This window comes from Corynebacterium imitans (assembly GCF_000739455.1).
GTDB lineage: Bacteria > Actinomycetota > Actinomycetes > Mycobacteriales > Mycobacteriaceae > Corynebacterium > Corynebacterium imitans.
Genome location: NZ_CP009211.1, coordinates 1,708,987 through 1,726,950 on the forward strand (window position 1 = coordinate 1,708,987; position 17,964 = coordinate 1,726,950).

At 67.0% G+C, this 17,964-nt stretch carries 14 protein-coding genes; all 14 read right to left on the reverse strand.

The window, feature by feature from the left end:
* Positions 1 to 15: 15 nt before the first annotated feature.
* The 14 genes from ileS to CIMIT_RS08040 all read right to left on the reverse strand — a co-directional run bounded on the left by ileS (position 16) and on the right by CIMIT_RS08040 (position 17,964).
* Positions 16 to 3,201 (reverse strand): isoleucine--tRNA ligase, encoded by a 3,186-nt coding sequence (gene ileS, locus CIMIT_RS07975; protein ID WP_038591455.1) that lies wholly within the window; start codon positions 3,199 to 3,201, stop codon positions 16 to 18.
* 328 nt (positions 3,202 to 3,529) lie between these two features.
* The gene (locus CIMIT_RS07980; protein WP_038591458.1) at positions 3,530 to 4,579 is read right to left on the reverse strand and encodes a DivIVA domain-containing protein; all 1,050 of its coding nucleotides are present in this window, start codon (positions 4,577 to 4,579) and stop codon (positions 3,530 to 3,532) included.
* Between the two features lie 264 nt (positions 4,580 to 4,843).
* On the reverse strand, positions 4,844 to 5,107 hold the full coding sequence (locus tag CIMIT_RS07985) for a YggT family protein (protein ID WP_284838689.1): 264 nt from the start codon (positions 5,105 to 5,107) through the stop codon (positions 4,844 to 4,846).
* A 54-nt stretch (positions 5,108 to 5,161) separates the two neighbouring features.
* Entirely contained in the window at positions 5,162 to 5,644 is a 483-nt protein-coding gene (sepF, locus tag CIMIT_RS07990) for a cell division protein SepF (RefSeq protein WP_038591464.1), read from the reverse strand.
* A 144-nt stretch (positions 5,645 to 5,788) separates the two neighbouring features.
* Complete coding sequence (locus CIMIT_RS07995) at positions 5,789 to 6,511, reverse strand: YggS family pyridoxal phosphate-dependent enzyme (RefSeq protein WP_038591468.1); 723 nt, start codon at positions 6,509 to 6,511, stop codon at positions 5,789 to 5,791.
* Complete coding sequence (pgeF, locus tag CIMIT_RS08000; RefSeq protein WP_038591471.1) at positions 6,512 to 7,240, reverse strand: peptidoglycan editing factor PgeF; 729 nt, start codon at positions 7,238 to 7,240, stop codon at positions 6,512 to 6,514.
* A 23-nt stretch (positions 7,241 to 7,263) separates the two neighbouring features.
* Entirely contained in the window at positions 7,264 to 8,514 is a 1,251-nt protein-coding gene (gene ftsZ, locus CIMIT_RS08005) for a cell division protein FtsZ (RefSeq protein WP_038591474.1), read from the reverse strand.
* Between the two features lie 142 nt (positions 8,515 to 8,656).
* On the reverse strand, positions 8,657 to 9,559 hold the full coding sequence (locus tag CIMIT_RS08010) for a cell division protein FtsQ/DivIB (protein ID WP_231910281.1): 903 nt from the start codon (positions 9,557 to 9,559) through the stop codon (positions 8,657 to 8,659).
* 1 nt (position 9,560) lies between these two features.
* Positions 9,561 to 11,033 (reverse strand): UDP-N-acetylmuramate--L-alanine ligase, encoded by a 1,473-nt coding sequence (murC, locus tag CIMIT_RS08015; protein WP_038591477.1) that lies wholly within the window; start codon positions 11,031 to 11,033, stop codon positions 9,561 to 9,563.
* A gap of 33 nt (positions 11,034 to 11,066) precedes the next feature.
* Positions 11,067 to 12,161 (reverse strand): UDP-N-acetylglucosamine--N-acetylmuramyl-(pentapeptide) pyrophosphoryl-undecaprenol N-acetylglucosamine transferase, encoded by a 1,095-nt coding sequence (locus CIMIT_RS08020; protein ID WP_038591480.1) that lies wholly within the window; start codon positions 12,159 to 12,161, stop codon positions 11,067 to 11,069.
* Between the two features lie 16 nt (positions 12,162 to 12,177).
* Positions 12,178 to 13,761: an FtsW/RodA/SpoVE family cell cycle protein gene (locus CIMIT_RS08025; RefSeq protein WP_051904892.1), complete on the reverse strand. Its 1,584-nt coding sequence runs from the start codon at positions 13,759 to 13,761 to the stop codon at positions 12,178 to 12,180.
* Positions 13,762 to 13,863: 102 nt separating this feature from the next.
* A complete protein-coding gene (gene murD / locus CIMIT_RS08030) occupies positions 13,864 to 15,264 on the reverse strand; it encodes a UDP-N-acetylmuramoyl-L-alanine--D-glutamate ligase (RefSeq protein WP_038591483.1) in 1,401 nt (466 codons plus the stop codon).
* On the reverse strand, positions 15,264 to 16,370 hold the full coding sequence (gene mraY / locus CIMIT_RS08035; RefSeq protein ID WP_038591486.1) for a phospho-N-acetylmuramoyl-pentapeptide-transferase: 1,107 nt from the start codon (positions 16,368 to 16,370) through the stop codon (positions 15,264 to 15,266). The genes murD and mraY overlap by 1 nt, the downstream gene beginning before the upstream one ends.
* Positions 16,371 to 16,410: 40 nt before the next feature.
* Positions 16,411 to 17,964, reverse strand: coding sequence for a UDP-N-acetylmuramoyl-tripeptide--D-alanyl-D-alanine ligase (locus CIMIT_RS08040; protein WP_038591488.1), 1,554 nt, complete (start codon positions 17,962 to 17,964; stop codon positions 16,411 to 16,413).

A 17,964-nucleotide genomic window follows, 5' to 3' on the forward strand; every position in this document is an offset into this window, starting at 1 on the left:
ACCCGGTGTAGCCGACTAGTTCTTGCTCACCTTCGCGGTCACGCCGTCGATGACGTCGTGGCCCTCGACCGGCTCGGTGACCACGTCGAAGGAGGTCGCCAGGGTCTCGGCCGCGATGTGCTCGGCGTGGCGCTTCGCCCACTCCTCCTTCTCGGCCGGCACCGCGAGGGTGACCGAGATGCGGTCGGAGACCTCGAAGCCCTCGCGCTTACGGGCGTCCTGCAGGCCGCGGATGACGTCGGCAGCCCAGCCCTCGGCTTCGAGCTCCTCGGTGACCTCGGTGTCTAGGACGACCAGGCCAACGACGCCGCCGTCAGCGTCGACGCGCGCGGTGCTGTCCGGGTCCTCCGCAACCAAACGCTCGGTGTAGAGCTCCGGGGTGAGCACGATGTCGCCGTCGACCACCACGTCATCGCCGCGGCGTTCGTAGTTACCGGCCTTGACGTTCTTGATGGCGCGCTGCACGTCGCGGCCCAGCTTGGGGCCTGCGACCTTCGCGTTGACGACCACCTCGAAGGACCCGGCCGAGTCGACATCCTCGGTCAACTCAACTTCCTTGACGTTGACCTCGTCGCGGATGACAGCGGAGAAGTCCGACAGGTCGCCCGCGTTCGGCAGCGCGACCGTCAGCTTCGGCAGCGGCAGGCGGTTACGCAGCTTGCGAGCCTTGCGCACCGAGGAAGCCGCCGAGCACACCGCGCGGGTGGCGTCCATGGTGGCGACCAGCTGCGCGTCCGCCGGGATCTCATCCGCCTTGGGGTAGTCCGTCAGGTGGACGGAACGCTCGCCGGTCAGGCCACGCCAGATCACCTCGGAGATGTACGGCAGCAGCGGCGCGGTGACGCGAGTGAGGATCTCCAGCACCGTGTACAGGGTGTTAAAGGCCTCCGGGTGCGCCTCCTGCCCCTCCCAGAAGCGGTCGCGGGAACGGCGCACGTACCAGTTGGTCAAGGTGTCGGCGAAGCGGCGAACCTCGTCGCAGGCATCCGCGATGCGAGTGTCCGCCAGCGCGGCGTCGACAGCCGCGACCAGATCGTGCGTCTTCGCCAGGATGTAGCGGTCCAGCACGTCGGTGGAATCCACCGACCAGGTCGCCTCGTGCGAGCTGTAGAGCTGCAGGAAGGTATACGCGTTCCAGATCGGCAGCAGCGCCTGGCGCACGCCATCGCGGATGCCCTGCTCGGTGACGATCAGGTTGCCGCCGCGCAGGATCGGGCTAGACATGAGGAACCAGCGCATCGCGTCCGAGCCGTCGCGGTCGAAGACCTCGTTGACGTCCGGGTAGTTGCCCTTGGACTTGGACATCTTCAGACCGTCATTGCCCAACACGATGCCGTGGGCGACGACCTTCTTAAACGCCGGGCGGTCAAACAGGGCGGTGGCCAGCACGTGCTGCACGTAGAACCAGCCGCGGGCCTGCCCGGAGTACTCCACGATGAAGTCCGCGGGCTGGCGGGCGTCGTGCTCTTCGACGTTCTCAAACGGATAGTGGTACTGCGCGAACGGCATCGAGCCGGACTCGAACCAGCAGTCCAACACGTCCGGCACGCGGCGCATCATAGATTTGCCCGTCGGGTCGTCCGGGTTGGGGCGCACCAGCTCGTCGATGTGCGGGCGGTGCAGCGACTCCGGGCGGCGGCCGAAGTCGCGCTCCAATTCGTCCAGCGAGCCGTAGACGTCAACGCGCGGGTACTCAGGGTTATCGGAGACCCAGGCGGGTACCGGGGAGCCCCAGTAGCGGGTACGCGAGATGTTCCAGTCGCGGGCACCCTCGAGCCACTTGCCGAACTGGCCGTCGCGGATGTGCGAGGGGATCCAGTCGATCTGCTGGTTCAGCTCCACCATGCGGTCGCGGAAGTCGGTGACCTTGACAAACCAGGCCGGCAGCGCCATGTAGATCAGCGGCTCGCCGGAGCGCCAGGAGTGCGGGTAGGAGTGCACGATCGTCTGGTCGCGCACCACGCGGCCGGCGGCCTTGAGGTCGCGGATGATGTCGCGGTTGGCGTCGAAAACCAGCTTGCCGGCGTACTCGGGCACCTGGCTGGTGAACTTGCCATCCGCATCGACCGGGATGACCAAGTCGATGTCGTACTTTTCGGTGGTGAGCATATCGTCCTCACCAAAGGCGGGTGCCTGGTGGACGACACCAGTACCGTCCTCGGTGGTGACGTAGTCCGCCAGCAGGATCATAAACGCGTTCTTCGTGTCCTTGAAGTGCTCGAAGACCGGCTGGTACTCAAGGCCCTCCAGCTGCGCGCCGTCAAAGGTGGCAACAACCTCCGGTTCGGTGCCCAGCTCCTTGGCGTAGGCACCCATCAGGTCGGTGGCCAAAAGCAGCTTTGTGCCCGCAAAGCCCTCGACGCCGTCCTCGGCGACGCGGACCAGCGAGTACTCCACCTCCGGGTGGACCGCCAGCGCGAGGTTGGACGGCAGGGTCCAGGGGGTGGTGGTCCAGGCGATCGCGGCGGCGTCGTGAAGCTCGGGGTGTGCCTCCCACGTCTTCGCTGCAGCGAAGCCCTCGCGCCCGCCGGTAAACGGCAGGGTCACCGTCACGGTGGGGTCCTGGCGCTCGCGGTAGGAATCGTCCAGGCGGGTCTCCTGGTTCGACAGCGGGGTGTGCTCCGCCCACGAGTACGGCAGCACGCGGAAGCCCTGGTAGATCAGGCCCTTGTCGTAGAGCTCTTTGAACGCCCACATGACGGACTCCATGTACTCCGGGTCCATCGTCTTGTAGCCGTTTTCAAAATCCACCCAGCGAGCCTGGCGGGTGACGTAGTCCTCCCACTCGTCGGCGTAGTGCATGACGGACTTGGCGCAGTACTCGTTGAAGCGCTCGAGGCCCATGTCCTCGATCTCTGCCTTGTCCTTGATGCCAAGCTGCTTCTCTGCCTCCAGCTCGGCGGGCAGCCCGTGGCAGTCCCAGCCGAACACGCGCGGCACGTAGTAGCCGGCCTGCGTGCGGTAGCGCGGCACAATGTCCTTGACGTAGCCGGTCAGCAGGTGCCCGTAGTGCGGCAGGCCGTTGGCAAAAGGCGGGCCGTCGTTGAACACGTACTCTTCCGCGTCCTTGCGGTTGTCCAGCGAAGCCTGGAACGTGTCATCTTCGCTCCAATAGTCCAGCACGACGCGTTCCATATCCGGGAAACGGTGGCTACCGCCGGTCATGTCTACCTTGGGGTAGACGCCACCAACCTCACTCATATGCATCCTCCACACACTGCTCGTGCAGGGACGCAGGTTCACCCGCGCGGTACCACCCTGCTTGGAGCTGGCCTTCTGCCTGCTCCCGCTTCATTTGTGGTGAAGGAAGTAACGTCTTCCCCTTTAGGCTGAAACGTCCGGTTCTACTTGCCGCGCGCTGTACAGGCCCGCGGGGTTCTTCCGGAAACGCTCCCCGGTGATGGCCGGATCAACGCGTGCGCTTTTCAAAGTGCCCCGCCAGTATAACCCACAGCCGCAACACAACAACGCCCCGCCACCGCCTGCGCGCAAAACGCAGGTAGTGGCGGGGCGTGAAAGCCGTGCGGTGTTACTTGTTGCCAGCGTCGCCGCTCGGGGCGGAGGTGCCGCGGGTCTCCAGCTCCTCCAGCTGGGACTGCAGCAGCGTCTTCAGGCGAGTACGGTACTCGCGCTCGAAGGTACGCAGCTCCGCAATACGGTTCTCCAGCGCGGTCTGCTGCTGCTTCACCGTGTTCATGATCTCGGTGTGCTTGCGCTCCGCGTCGGACTGCAGCTTCTGCGCCTGCTCCTCAGCCTGGCGGATCTGCGCCTCGGCGCGGGAGTTGGCCTCGTTGGTGGTCTCCTCGGCCTTACGCTGCGCCTCCGACACCAACTGCTGTGCGCGAGCCTCCGCGGAGCTCGTGGTCTCCGTCGCCTTCTTCTTCGCCTCTTCCAGCTGGGTGCGGGAGCGGGTCTCGGCGTCTGCCAGCTGCTTCTTCGCCTTGCTGTCTGCGTCAGACAGCTGGCGCTCCGCAGCGCCACGGGCCTCATCCAGCATGGAGCGGGCCTCCGCCTGTGCGTCGTTGGTCAAGCGGTCCGCCATCTCTTGTGCCAGGCCAAGCACCTTAGCTGCCTGCACGTGGGTGTCGGCGGATGCGGCTTCTGCGGCCGGGGCGGCGGCAGCGTTTGCAGCAACGGTGGAGCCCTGCGACTGCTCCGCAGCCTTCTGCGCCTCTGCGACGCGCTTGTCTGCGTCCTGGGAAGCGGCCTCAGCCTGCTTGCGGGCCTTCTCTGCCTCGCTCTTGGCGGTGCGCGCCTCGGCCTCAGCCTTGTCCACGGACTGCTTCGCCTCACGCAGCTTCTGCTCGTACTCAGCGCGCAGCTCCTGCTCGACCTGCTTGCGCACGGCCGCCTCATCAGCGCCGGAGGAAGCAGCCGGTGCCGCTGCTGCCGGAGCGCCGGCACCGGAAGAGAGCTCGTCTACGCGGGCGCGGAGATCATCGTTCTCGTCCTGCAGTTGCGCCAACGTATCCTCGACGAGGTCCAGGAACTGGTCAACCTCATCCTCGTTGTAGCCACGCTTGCCAATCGGCGGCTTACTGAATGCGACATTGTGCACGTCTGCTGGAGTCAGCGGCATGGGCGTTCCCTTCGAAGTCAGTGACGTACCCGAACCTCGGGCACAGGATTGCTCTCCACGTTACGGGAAAGTAATCCGTGTTTCTAATAATTTGTAACGCTTTTACTGGACGATTCTAGCCGATACGGCGAAGCTCGCCATGTCCGGCCAAATCTATTTATACACACCCGGGCACTTCGCAGGGGCGAACGCACCACCAAAACCCCCAAAAAGATATGAATAAAGCCCCTCGCCATTGAGGGGCTCAATTTCGCTTTTCGACGCCTACGACAACATCGTTTTCGCGATAATCATCTGAATAATCATCAGCGCGATAAAGAGCACGATCACACTGATGTCAATGCCAATGCCGTTGCCCGCGCGCAGCGGCGGGATCAAGCGACGCACCGCTTTGACCGGCGGGTCCGTGAGCCGGAAGCAGAATTCGCCGGCCACCATAAACCAGTGCGGCGGGGTGAATCGCCGGGAGAAGGACTCGATCATCTCGATGATCAGGCGAATGATCAGTACGAGGGAATAGAGTCCCACGAGTGCGTAGAGTATTGCTCCAAAAAGTGCCACGCAGCTACCCTAACCTACCTGTTAGATCAGGTGCGCTTCGCGCTGCAGCTCGCGCACCGTCACGTCGGCACCCTGCGGCACGATGGCGAACACGCGGCGGTCAACGTCCAGACCACGAGACAGGTTGTGCATCTGGCCGAACAGCGCCATGCACATGCCGGACGCGAAGTCGATGTAGGCCTTCGCGTCCAGCTTCTTCATGTTGGTCAGGTCCATGATGACGATGTCGCCGTTGCGGAAGGGCTCGCCTACCTGCTTCGCGTCGCGGTAGGAGTGCAAAAGCGGCACGACCACGCTCGGGTTCGGGCGGGCTGCCGGTGCCTGTGCGTAGTCGGCGGCGCGCGCCGAGGAGTAACGCTCGCCGCGGGCGTCGTGGCGGGCGCGGTTGTGCTCGCCGCGGGTGGCACGCTCGTCCACGTCGTTGTCGTACTCGTCGTCGTAGTACGCGTCGTTCTCGTAGGGGCCGAAGCCGAGGAATTCGCGCGCGCTTTCAAAGATGGACATGAGTCGTGCTCCTTTAAACAGGGGTGTACAAGTGCTGGTTATGCTGCCGTAGAGGTCAACCGCAAGTACTGCCATTTCCCCTGCTCTCGGTGCGTGAATACCGGGAGCAGGAGAATACAGAGCATGTAATTTACGGGTTCGCGCCTAGCCTACGGGGCGCGGTCCGCACACCGCGGTTCCGACACGCACCACATCGGAGCCGTGTGCAATTGCCAGCTCGAAATCGCCGGACATACCGGCAGAGAATCGCAAGCGGCGGCCCAGCTGCGCGGCGAGGCGGTCGGTGTGCTCACGGACTTCGGCGAAGACGGCCGCGGGGTCGGCGTCGAGCGGCGGGACCACCATGAGGCCGTCGAGGACGAGGTGGGTGGCCTGCTCGGTCGCGTCGACAAGCGCAGCGAGCTCAGTAAGCGATACCCCACCGCGGCTGGTATCGCCGTCGGCCGAGACCTGGATGAGGCACGGCAGGCGATCGCTGACCCGGTCCCCGCGCTCGAGCGCGAGCGCCATCCCGCGGTCGAGGCCGTTCGCGAGCTTCACCGAGTCGAGCGAGTGCACCTCAGCAGCCCAGCGGGCCACGGCGTTGGCCTTCTTGGACTGGATCTGGCCGATCATGACGATGCCGCAATCGACGCCGTCGGCGGTGAGCGCCTCGGCCTTGGCGCGGGCCTCCTGCTCGCGATTCTCCCCCACCAGGCGCACCCCGTTTTCGGCGAGTGCGCGAATCACGGCGACGTCGTGGAACTTCGTCACCGGCAGCAGCTGCACGCTGCCCGCCTCGCGCCCTGCGGCGCTCTCAGCGGCTTCGATGCGTGCATGCACGGCCGCGAGGTTCTCCTGCAGCTGGGCAGTGGTCAGTTCCGTCATTTACTTTGCTCCCGTCAACCAGATCACTCCCGCCTGGCGGCCAGTGGTGCCCTCGCGGCGGTGTGAGAAAAATGCGTCGTCACTAATGGTGTCGCGCGGATCCGCGTCAATGTGGGTCACGCCGACCGACATGAGTTGGCGCACGATACCGGCACGGATGTCCAGGCCCGGGGTGCCCTTCGCAGTGGTGGTGGTCGAGCCGGGAAGGTGCGCCTCGACGTCCGCGGCCATCGCTGCCGGCACTTCGTAGGACTCGCCTGCCGCGGCAGGACCGAGCAGCGCCTGGATGTTCGCCGGCTTCGCGCCGAGTTCCACCATCTTCTCGACTGTGCGCTTGACGATCCCGTTGCGCGCGCCCATCCGGCCCGCGTGGACCGCGCCGATCACGCCCGCGGCGTGGTCAGAGAGCAGCACCGGCGTGCAGTCGGCCACCAGCACACACAGGGCGAGACCAACCTGGGTGGTCACCAGCGCGTCGGTGGCGGGCACCGGTTCCTCCTGCGGCCCATCAACGACGGTCACCGTGTTGGTGTGCAGCTGCTCCATCCACACGAAGTCCTGTGCAGGCAGGCCGAGGATCCCGGCCAGGCGCTCGCGGTTGGCGCGCACCGCCTCCGGGTCGTCGCCGACGTGCTCGGCCAGGTTGAAAGAGTCGTACGGGGACGCCGAAGCCCCGCCCGCACGGGAGGTAAACACCATGCGGACGGGGCGCGAAGCAAGATTTTCCATGCCCCTCAGGCTAGCGCGTCTGCCTAGCGGAGGAAGTCAGGCACGTCGATATCAAAGTCGTCGTCGCCGCCATCACGCTCGTCGCGGCGCTCTTCCTGGCGCCCGAAGTTCGAGCGCTCAGTGCTGGTGAACAGGCCGCCGCGCTGCGAGTCGTAGCTGTGGCGCGGGGCGCGCTCCTCACGCGGGGCGTGCTCTTCGCGCGGGGCGGGCTCGCGCTCGGGTGCAGCGGTGGCGGGCTGGGACGCGCGATCGTCGAAAAGCGAGGCGCGCGGCGCGGATTCAACCTGTGCCTGCTCGGTGGCCTGCGCGGCGTCCGGACGCACGTTGGCTGCTTCGTCGAAGCCGGTGGCGATGATGGTCACGCGGACCTCGTCGCCCAGATTGTCGTCGATAATCGTGCCGAAGATGATGTTGGCGTCCTCGTCGGCCTTCTCCTGCACGATCGAGGCGGCGGTGTTGACCTCCATAATGCCCAGATCGGAGCCACCGGCGACCGAGAGCAGCACGCCCTTCGCGCCCTCCATGGTGGCCTCGAGCAGCGGCGAATTTATTGCCTGCTCGGTCGCCGACATCACGCGGCCCTCGCCGCTGGCGGAGCCCACGCCCATCAGCGCGGAGCCGGCATCGGCCATGACGGAGCGCACGTCGGCGAAGTCGACGTTGATCACGCCCGGGATGGTGATCAGGTTGGTAATGCCCTGGACACCGTTGTAGAGCACCTCGTCGGCAGCGCGGAAGGCGTCCATCATGGACAGCTCCGCATCGCCCAGCTGCAGCAGGCGGTCGTTCGGGATGACGATGACGGTGTCGCAGACCTGCTTAAGCTGCTCAATGCCCTCAAGTGCCTGGCGGGTGCGGCGCTTGCCCTCGAAGGTGAACGGGCGGGTGACCACGCCAATGGTCAGCGCACCCATCTTCTTCGCAATGCCCGCGACGACCGGGGCCGCACCAGTACCGGTGCCGCCGCCCTCGCCGGCGGTGACGAAGACCATGTCGGAGCCCTTGAGCGATTCCTCAATCTCCTGCTTGTGATCCTCAGCAGAGGTGCGGCCTACCTCGGGGTTCGCGCCCGCACCGAGGCCACGGGTGGCCTCGCGGCCGATATCGAGCTTGGTGTCTGCATCGGTAAACAGCAGCGCCTGGGAGTCGGTGTTGATAGCGACGAATTCGACGCCCTTCAACCCTTCTTCAATCATGCGGTTGACGGCGTTTACGCCACCGCCGCCGACACCGACGACGCGGATCATGGCGAGGTAGTTCGCGGGAGAGGTCATGATGTGAGGTCTCGCCTTTCAGAGAGTCAAGTGGTTTAAGTCAGTAACGCCATCCATCATGAATGACACGCGCGAAATTTTTGTGTTCTCCCCCGGCGTGTCACTACCCTCAACCTCTACTTTAGACTTTTGACCTGGGCTTTTAGCGGGACGTGACCAACTCCGGGTTCGAAATATTAAACTCCGTGCCCTCCATCTGCAGCACCGACTCCAGCGCGAGCGCCTTGTTCGCGTTGTCCTCCGCCGCGCCCCAGACCACGGTGCGCCCCTCGCGCAGCCGCAGCACGTACTCGTAGGGGCCGCGCGCGTCCAGCGCCTCGACTTGACCGCGCGCCTTTTCGCTTATCGACGCCGCGATCTCCACCGCAGCCCGCTTCCCCTCCTCATCCTCAATCCCAGGACCGACGAGCTCCATCGCGCCCGGCGGCGGGTCCGCCACCAGGAAGTCCTTGCCCTCGGCATCAATCAGGTGTGCGCCATCCTCAAGCGCCACAAACGCGACCGCGGTGTACTCCTCCACGTCCACCTGGATGGAGCTCGGCCAGTCGCGCTTAACCGTCGCCGATTTGACCCACGGGTTCGCCGCCACACCTTCGGCCGCGGCTCGCACATCGACGCGCCCCATCGGCGTCTCCGGCACAATCCCGGTCAGCTCCTCGACCTGTTCCGGTGTCAGCGCAGCGTTGCCGTCCACGTTCACGCCGTGCACAGGCATCATCGGCGTAAACGGCATCGCCGCAGCAATGCCCGCCAGCACCAGCAGCGACACGCCGACCGAGGCGATCGTGCGCCGCCGCGTGCGCTTGCGCTCCTCCGGGTCGGGCTCGGGCTCGGGTGCTTCTCGACGCTCCGCCGCTGGCTCGGGCTCAGGGGCCGGCTCCGGCGCAGGCTCCGGCTCTTCGGGCTCCTCGGGCTCTTCGGATTCCGGCTCCGGCTCTGACTCGACGGGCTCTTCTTCGGTGTCCGGCTCAGTGTCCGGTTCGGGCTCCTGCTCCGGCGTATCTTTCGGGGTCTCGTCGTCTGGGTTGCCAATAACCGTGGACATCTTAAGCCTCCGGCTGCTCGCGCAGCTGCGACAGGATCTCCGGGGCGAGCAGGGTCACCGTGCCCGCGCCCATGGTGAGTACGAGGTCACCCGGCTTGGTCACCGCGGCGACCGTTCGGGGTGCGGCGGAGAAGTCCGGCTCGAGGCGTACCACGGTGTCCTCGTTGATGCGGTCAGTGATGATGCGCGAAGTCACGCCCTCGACGGGGGTTTCGCGGGCGCCGTAGATGTCGAGGATGACGCAGGCGTCGGCAAGCGAAAGGGCCCGGGCGAACTCCTCGGCAAACGCCTCGGTGCGGGAGAACAGGTGCGGCTGGAAGCACACCACGACGCGGGCACCGTTGCCCTCGGAGACCACCTTGTCGCGGGCGGCGGTGAGCACGGCGGCGACCTCGGTCGGGTGGTGCGCGTAATCGTCGTAGACACGCACGCCGGTGAAGGGGCCGGATTCGACCTGGCCGGTGAACTCGAAGCGGCGGCGTACGCCGGTGAAGTCGCTCAGGCCGTCGGCCAGCTTCGCCGGGTCAGCGCCCACGAGTGCGCCGGCGAGCGTCGCGGCAGCGGAGTTGAGCACCATGTGGCGACCCGGCACGGTGAGACGGTAGTGCACCTCCTGCGGATCTTTGCCGGGCAGGCGCAGCTCGACAGTGGTGTTGACGTACGAGCCGTCCGCCTCTTCGGCGGTGATCACGGCACCGGCGGGGATCTCCGGGTGACGCGCGGCGGCCTCTGCGGTGCCGTAGCCGAGCACGTTTATGCCGCGCTCGATCGCTCGCTCGCCGCAGCGGGCAGCAAACTCATCGTCCAGGCACACCACGAGGTGGCCGCCAGGCTGGATGCGGTCGGCGAAGTCGTCGAAGACCTTGAAGTAGGCCTCGTGGGTGCCGAAGAAGTCCAGGTGATCCGGCTCGATGTTGGTGATCACCGCGACATTCGGCTTGTAGCGCAACAGCGAGGCGTCCGACTCATCGGCCTCCGCCACGAAGACCTTGCCAGCGCCGTGATGAGCGTTCGTGCCCGCGCGGTTGAGCTGGCCGCCGATGGCGAAGGAGGGATCCAGGCCTGCCGCCTGCAGGGCGACAACAGCCATCGAGGTTGTCGACGTCTTGCCGTGAGTGCCCGCGAGCAGCAGCTGCGTGTAGCCTTCCATGAGCTCGCCGAGCAGGTCCGAGCGGCGGATCACGGGGATGCCGGCCTCGGTGGCCGCGACCAGCTCAGGGTTGTCCTTCGGGATCGCAGCGAAGCTGGTCACCACTACGGTGGGCAACTGGCCGGAGAGCTCGAGGTTCTCCTTCGCGTGCCCGATAGCGACCTGGGCGCCCTGCGTGCGCAGCGCGCGCACCGGGCGCGAGTCCTTCACATCCGAGCCGGTGACCACCGCGCCGCGGTCGAGCAGGATGTGGGCGACGCCCGACATGCCGGAGCCGCCGATGCCGATGAGGTGGACACGCGAGAGATCAATAGTCTGCGTCATGATTGTGCTCCTTGCTCCAAGGCGGGGGTGAAACTACTTGTGGTGGCTGTGGGCGGCTGCGGCGACCACGCGGCGGGCCAGTTCCTCGGCGACGTTGCCTGCGCCCGAGGTCGCCAGCGCGTCGCGCATCTTTGCGTAGCGCGCCTCGTCGCCCAAAATGGCGGTGACTTCGGCGGCAAGCGTATCGGGGGTCAGTTGCGCGTCGTCGATGCGCACGGCGGCACCCGTGGCCACGAGGTGGGCGGAGTTTAAGCCCTGCTCCCCGTTGCCGTGCGGCAACGGCACGTAAATGGCGGGCAGGCCTGCCGAGGAATTCTCCGCGACCGTCATCGCGCCCGAACGGCACACCACGAGGTCGGCTACGGCGTAGGCGGCCTCCATATCGTCGATATACGGCACTGCGGTGTAGCCGTCGTGCGGCGCCGGGGCGTCGTTTTTGCGCCCGTATGCGTGCAGGACCTGGAACCCGGCCGCGGTGATCGGCCCGACCGCGCCGGCGAGCGCGGTATTAATGCTCACCGCGCCCTGCGAGCCGCCGGTCACCAGTACCGTCTTTGTGGCCGGGTCGAGGTTCCACATCTTGTAGCCGCGCTCAGCCTTCGCCCCGTCCGGGTCCACGCCCACGCCGGGGCGCACCGGGATGCCGACGACATCGCCGGCCATTCCTGAGTTCGGCACCGCGTTAAGACCCACGCCGCCAAGGCGCACGCCCAACTTGTTCGCCATACCGGCCAGCGCGTTGGTCTCCAGCACGAAGAACGGCAAGCCAAGCTGCTTTGCCGCCAGGTAGGCGGGCGCGGCGACGTAGCCGCCGGTGCCGAAGACCACGTCCGCGTTCGCTTCGCGCATCGCGTCTTTCGCCTGACGCACCGCACGCCGCAAGCGCGTCGGAACTTTCAGCAGCTGCAGCGGCTTCTTTCGCGGAATCGGCACCGGGTCAATCAGCGCAAGCTCGAAGCCGCGGGCCGGGACGATCGTGGTCTCTAGCCCGCGCTCGGTGCCAAGTGCGACGACGTGCGCGCCGTACGTATCGCGCAGCACCTCCCCGACGGCAAGTGCCGGCTCGATGTGCCCGGCGGTGCCTCCGCCAGCGAGAACGACAGACAGCTGCTCGTGTGCCTCACTCATGATCTTTTATGCCTTTCTAGCCCGCGCGGCGGTTGCGCGGTTCATCGTAGCGCGGCCGCTGGCGCGAGCGGGGGGAGCTTGCTTGTCGACGCCCCGCCGTTCGGTCCGGGCGCGCCACCCGCGCATGCCCCGGCGTGCGCCCCATCTGCCGAGTGCGCTCGCCGCGCGCGGTGATCGGGGTGCCGAAGCGTGCTTCACGTTCAGAGGCGTGCACCACCCGGCGTCCGCGCATGACGCGCTGCTTGTGCGGGCGGCGCTCCGGTTGGGGTGCGGCGGCTGCGCGCACCCGGCGTTCCGGCTGCGTGGTCAGGACCGGCTCCGGCTCCGGGATGCGGAAGACGCGGTCGAAGCGCGGGCGGCCGTAGTTCTGCATCGCCGAGACCGCGTCGGGCTCGTGGCGCGCAATCGAGGCGAGCACGCCCATCGCGCCGAAGGTCACCACCGCAGACGAGCCACCGGCAGAGATCATGGGCAGCTGGATGCCGGTCACCGGCAGCAGGCCGACGACGTAGCTGATGTTGATCAGCGCCTGCACCACCACCGCGGCGGTCAGCGAGGCCGCGATCATGCGCTGTTCCTGGGTCGCCGCGCGGCGCGCGGCCCGGAGGCCGAAGTAGCCGAGCGCAGCGAACAGGCCGATAACCAACGCGCCGCCCCACAGGCCGAGTTCCTCGCCGATGATGGCGAAGATGAAGTCATTCTTCGCCTCGGGAAGGTAGAACCACTTGGCGCGGGACTGGCCGAGTCCGACGCCGAAGAGGCCGCCGTCGGCAAGCGATAGGAAGCCCTGATGGGACTGGAAAGCGATGCCGCGGGTGTCGTCGAACTTGCCGAAAAGCGCGTCGAAGTAGACGTGGAAGCGATCCGAGCGGAAGCTGCCGCTGAGGAAGGTGAACAGCAGCATCACCAGGCCGATGAGCCCAAAGCTGAACAGCACGGTGCGCGTCACGCCAGCGAAGAACATGATCAGGCCCATGATCAGCGCAAAGGACAGGGCCATACCCATATCCTTCTGGGCGGCGATCAGGAGGAAGCCCGCGATGCCCACGAGGTAGAAGGCCGCGCCACTGTCCCACTTGAAGCGGATCCCCTTGCGGGCGACCTCTTGCGCGCCCCAGATGGCGAAGGTCAGACGCGCGATCTCCGAGGGCTGCACGCGCAACGGCCCTAGTGCCAGCCAGGACTGCGAACCGACCTCATCCCCGCCCGTGCCGAACGGCAACACCAGGACCAGCAGAACGTAGGAGACGAGCAGCATCACCGCGTTGATACTGCGCAACCACCGCAGCGGCATCTGCAGCGCCGCGAGGAAGGCCGCCAGGCCCATCACTACCATCAGTCCCTGGCGGGCGGCGGTCTTCCACGGTGACGCCGCCTCGAAGTACGACATCGCCATCGACGAGGACAGCACCATCACCAGCCCGAGTCCGGCAAGCACGAAGACGACGCTGCGGATCATCGTGTAGTCGATCAGCGGGCGCGCGTCGAGGAAGTCCTCCACCCGGCGCGAGGCCGCCCCCAGCCGGGACACTGGCCGCTGCGCACGGTCGTTTCGCCGTGCCGTTCGTGCGGCTGGGTGTCCGTCGCGGGTGACCGTCATGGCCTCATCCTTTCGCCAAAGGCTGAACAAAAAGTATCAAGTACCACTTGAGAGTACACGGTGCGTCGCGCCACAAGGCCCGGCCCGCCTCCGTGTCTCCTGTCAATCCGATGGGCACGCGCGCAGCGCCGCCGCGCGGAAGGCCTCACCGCGGGCAGCCATGCCCGGGTACATGTCCAGGCTCGCCGCCGCCGGGGCCAGCAGGACCGTGTCGCCCGGCTGTGCCTGCTCGGCCGCGTAGTCGCAGACCTGCTGCATCGCGTGCTGCGGATCCGTCTCGTCCGTGACGAAGACTGGGAGCTGCGGGGCAAGCCGCGCGCAGGCCTCGCGGATGAGCTCCCGGTCCTGGCCGAGCAGCGCGACGGCGCGCAACTGCCCGGCGTGCTCGCGCACGAGTTCGTCCACGCTGGCGCCCTTGAGCTGGCCGCCGGCGATCCACACGACTGCACCTTCGCTGCCCGCGAGCGCGGAGTGCGCCGCGTGCGGGTTCGTCGCCTTCGAGTTATCCACCCAGCTCACGCCTTGTGCGGCATGCACGAGCGCGCCGCGGTGGTCCGCCACCTGGTACGAGGCAAGTCCCGCCTGAATCTGCGCAGGCGTTGCGCCCTGGGTCAGTGCGACAGCCGTTGCCGCCAGCGCGTCGAGTACGCCCGCCGCACCGGGTGGCTGGATGCCTGTGGCGGAGGCGACGTCGACACGCTCCCCGCCGAGGCGAGCGACGATCCGCTCTTCCTCGACGCCGACCTCGCCCTCGCGAGGTTTCGCCTGGGTAAAACCGATGATGCCTTGATAGGCCGCGGCTAGCTCGCGCACGTGCGCATCGTCGATGCCGGCCACCGCGAATCGTGCGCGAAGCACTTTGCTTTTCGACGCCGCGTAGCCCGCAAACGACCCATGCCAATCAAGGTGATCATCAGCCAGGTTGAGCAGCACACCCGCGTCGGGCACAAGTTGGCTCGACCAATACAGCTGGAAGCTGGACAGCTCCGCGACGAGTACGTCCACGCGCGGTTCGGCGACCAGCGCGTCCGCGACCGCCAGCCCGATGTTGCCGCAGGCCTGCGCCCGCTTCCCCGTGGCTTGGCCTACCTGCGCCATGATCGCGGCGAGCATGCCGGTGGTGGTGGTCTTGCCGTTGGTTCCGGTGACTACCAGCCAGTCGCGCGGGGCACCGAAGATGCCGACGCGGTCGAGGCGGAAACACAGCTCCACGTCGCCGATGACCTCGAGCCCGGCCGCGGCTGCAGCTACGAGCAGCGGGCTGTCCGGCCGCCAGCCCGGCGAAGTCACCACGCTGGCGAACTCGCCGAGGCGCGCGGCGGCCTCAGCGGTAGTGAGCGTGGGAGAGCCGGTCATCTCGTGGAGGTTCGCACGGCCGGTGGCGTTGTCGTCGGCAACTGCGTGCGCGACGCCGAGCTGTGTGAGCAGCTTCGCCGCGCCCAGGCCGGACACGCCCGCGCCGGTGACCAGGACGGGTTCGGCGACCGGAAGGTGCGTGGCCATTAGAGGCTCACCCCGTTTTGCGTGAGCCACTCGCCGTAGAACAGGGCGAGGCCGAGGGCGACCGACATGGCGGCGATGATCCAGAAGCGGACCACCACCGAGGTCTCGGCCCACCCGCCGTTTTCAAAGTGGTGGTGGAAAGGTGCCATGCGGAACACGCGCTTGCCGGTGGCCTTGAAGGAGGCAACCTGGATGACCACGGAGGCGGCCTCGATGACGAAGAGCGCGCCGACAACCACCATGAGCAGCTCGGTGCGCGAGGTCACCGACAGCCCGGCGACCAGGCCGCCGAGCGCGAGCGAGCCGGTGTCGCCCATGAAGATCTTCGCCGGTGCCGCGTTCCACCACAAGAAACCGATGCAGGCACCGAAGCCGGCGGCGGCCAGGATCGCCAGGTCGAGCGGGTCGCGCACCGAGTAGCAGCCCGGGGTGGCCTCCAGCGAGCAGGAGTTGCGGAACTGCCAGAACGTAATGGTGACGTAGGCCGACATGACCAGCGCGGTGGTGCCCGCAGCCAGGCCGTCGAGGCCGTCGGTGAGGTTGACCGCGTTCGACCACGCGGCCAACAGGATGTAGATGAAGACGAGGAAGACAATGGTGCCGATAATGCCCCCGCCAACCGCGATGTCGAGGGTATCGATATCGCGCACAAAGCTCAGCGCGGTCGAGCCGGGAGTCAGCCCGTTATCATCCGGGAACTGCAGCACCAGGATGCCGAAGGCCAGCGCGATCGCCAGCTGCGCGACAAGCTTGGCGGTCTTGTTCAGGCCGAGGTTGCGCTTCATGAAGAGCTTGATGCCGTCGTCGGCAAAGCCAACCAGCCCGAGCGCCAAGGTGAGGCCAAGCACGATCAGGCCCGTGGCCGTGAACGCCTCGTGGCCGGTCACCAGCGCGATCACCGAGCTCGCGATGTAGCTCACCGTAATCGCCACCAAAATGGCAATACCGCCCATCGTGGGCGTACCGCGCTTGCGCGCGTGGGACTGCGGGCCATCCTCGCGAATCTCCTGCCCCATCTCCCGCCGGTGGAAGTACCGGATAAGCACGGGGGTGGTAAAGATTGCGACGAGGAAGCTGATAATCCCTGCGCTGATGACTTGAATCATGACACTGCTTCCTTGCTTAAAGTTCTCAAAGGTATTTCCTCTATGTACGAGGATAATTCCGCGCATCCTCGCGCAGACGATGCCCCGCCAACAGCGACTCCGCCACCGTCCACAGCTTGCCCGCATTCGATGCCTTGACCAGGACGACGTCGCGATCCTCGCGCGCCTCCCAGCCGGTCTCGCCGTGCGGTGCCGACGCCAACAGGTGGCGCACGTGCTCGGCCGCCTCCTGCGCGTCCGCGACGTGGGCGGTATGAATGCCGGCCGCGTGCGCACCGGCCAGCAGCGCGTCCATCGACGGGTTATGCCCGACCGCCACCAAGTGCGTGACCCGGTAGCGGACGAGTTCTTCGGCGAGTGCGGCGTGGGCGTGCGGGGCGTCGTCGCCAAGCTCGCCCATCTCCCCGAGCACGGCGATCGAGCGCACCCCGGGGCGCGCCGCGGCGGTATAGCCCAGTGCCGCGATCGCCGCGCGCATGGACTCCGGATTCGCGTTGTACGCGTCGTTGATCACGGTCACGCCGTCCTCGCGGGTATTGACATCCATGCGGTTGACGGAGACGGAACGCGCAGCGCTGAGCGCCTCGGCCACCTCCGCGCACGAGAGGCCGGCCTCGATCCCGACGGCCGCGGCCGCCAGCGCGTTGCCCACCTGGTGCGCGCCGAATACGCCGAGCGACACCCGCTGCGGTTCGCCTTGCGGGCAGTGCATGGTAAACGTAGCGCGAGCAACCGCGTCCAAGGAGATATCCGTGGCGTAGAAGTCGCCGCCGCGCGGACGCGTGGAAAAGGTGACTACACGGGCTCGTGTGCGCGCGGCCATCGCGGCGACCAAGTCGTCGTCGGCATTGAGAACGGCCACGCCGCCGTCGCTCGCCGCGGGCAGCGCCTCAACCAGCTCGCCTTTCGCCTGGGCGATGTTGGCGCGGGAGCCGAATTCGCCCAGGTGGGCGGAGCCGACGTTGAGCACCACGCCGATGCGCGGCGGGGCGATCTGCGCCAAGTGCGCGATGTGCCCGATGCCGCGCGCCGACATCTCGGCGACAAGGAAATCCGTCGACTCGGTGCACCGCAGCGCGGTATACGGGTGGCCGATCTCGTTGTTAAAGGAGCCGGGTGGGGCGACCGTCTCACCCGCGCGCGCAAGCAGCGTAGCCATCAGATCCTTGGTGGACGTCTTGCCCGCCGAGCCCGTCACCCCGGCGATAGTCAGCCCGTGGTGAGCCGCGAGCTCGCGGGCGACGTGCGCGGCCAACGCGCTCATGCCCGCGACCACGCCCGCGGTCGAGCCGTCCGGGTCGCCCGCGGCCAAGTCGGAATTATCGCCGGGGCGACGCGGCACCTTCGGCACGATGACGGCGGGCACGCCGACCTCGCGCACGGTCAGCGCCGCGACCGCCCCGTCGCGCACGGCGGCGGCCGCGAAGTCGTGGCCGTCCACGCGCGCGCCGCGCAGGGCGACGAACAGGCCGCCTGCGGCGAGCTTGCGGGAATCGAACTCCACGTTGCCGGTCACCACCGCGTCCGGGTCGGCCTCCGGGCTGAGCCGGCCGCCGGTGATCTCGGCAATCTGGGCCAATGTCAGCGGGATCAT

What these genes read in the sequence shown, in the direction of transcription:
- ileS (WP_038591455.1), bottom strand. Translation starts at nt 3,201, where the DNA reads ATGAGTGAGGTTGGTGGCGTCTACCCCAAGGTAGACATGACCGGCGGT.
- CIMIT_RS07980 (WP_038591458.1), bottom strand. Translation starts at nt 4,579, where the DNA reads ATGCCGCTGACTCCAGCAGACGTGCACAATGTCGCATTCAGTAAGCCG.
- sepF (WP_038591464.1), bottom strand. Translation starts at nt 5,644, where the DNA reads ATGTCCATCTTTGAAAGCGCGCGCGAATTCCTCGGCTTCGGCCCCTAC.
- CIMIT_RS07995 (WP_038591468.1), bottom strand. Translation starts at nt 6,511, where the DNA reads ATGACGGAACTGACCACTGCCCAGCTGCAGGAGAACCTCGCGGCCGTG.
- pgeF (WP_038591471.1), bottom strand. Translation starts at nt 7,240, where the DNA reads ATGGAAAATCTTGCTTCGCGCCCCGTCCGCATGGTGTTTACCTCCCGT.
- ftsZ (WP_038591474.1), bottom strand. Translation starts at nt 8,514, where the DNA reads ATGACCTCTCCCGCGAACTACCTCGCCATGATCCGCGTCGTCGGTGTC.
- CIMIT_RS08010 (WP_231910281.1), bottom strand. Translation starts at nt 9,559, where the DNA reads ATGTCCACGGTTATTGGCAACCCAGACGACGAGACCCCGAAAGATACG.
- murC (WP_038591477.1), bottom strand. Translation starts at nt 11,033, where the DNA reads ATGACGCAGACTATTGATCTCTCGCGTGTCCACCTCATCGGCATCGGC.
- CIMIT_RS08020 (WP_038591480.1), bottom strand. Translation starts at nt 12,161, where the DNA reads ATGAGTGAGGCACACGAGCAGCTGTCTGTCGTTCTCGCTGGCGGAGGC.
- CIMIT_RS08025 (WP_051904892.1), bottom strand. Translation starts at nt 13,761, where the DNA reads ATGACGGTCACCCGCGACGGACACCCAGCCGCACGAACGGCACGGCGA.
- murD (WP_038591483.1), bottom strand. Translation starts at nt 15,264, where the DNA reads ATGGCCACGCACCTTCCGGTCGCCGAACCCGTCCTGGTCACCGGCGCG.
- mraY (WP_038591486.1), bottom strand. Translation starts at nt 16,370, where the DNA reads ATGATTCAAGTCATCAGCGCAGGGATTATCAGCTTCCTCGTCGCAATC.
- CIMIT_RS08040 (WP_038591488.1), bottom strand. Translation starts at nt 17,964, where the DNA reads ATGATCCCGCTGACATTGGCCCAGATTGCCGAGATCACCGGCGGCCGG.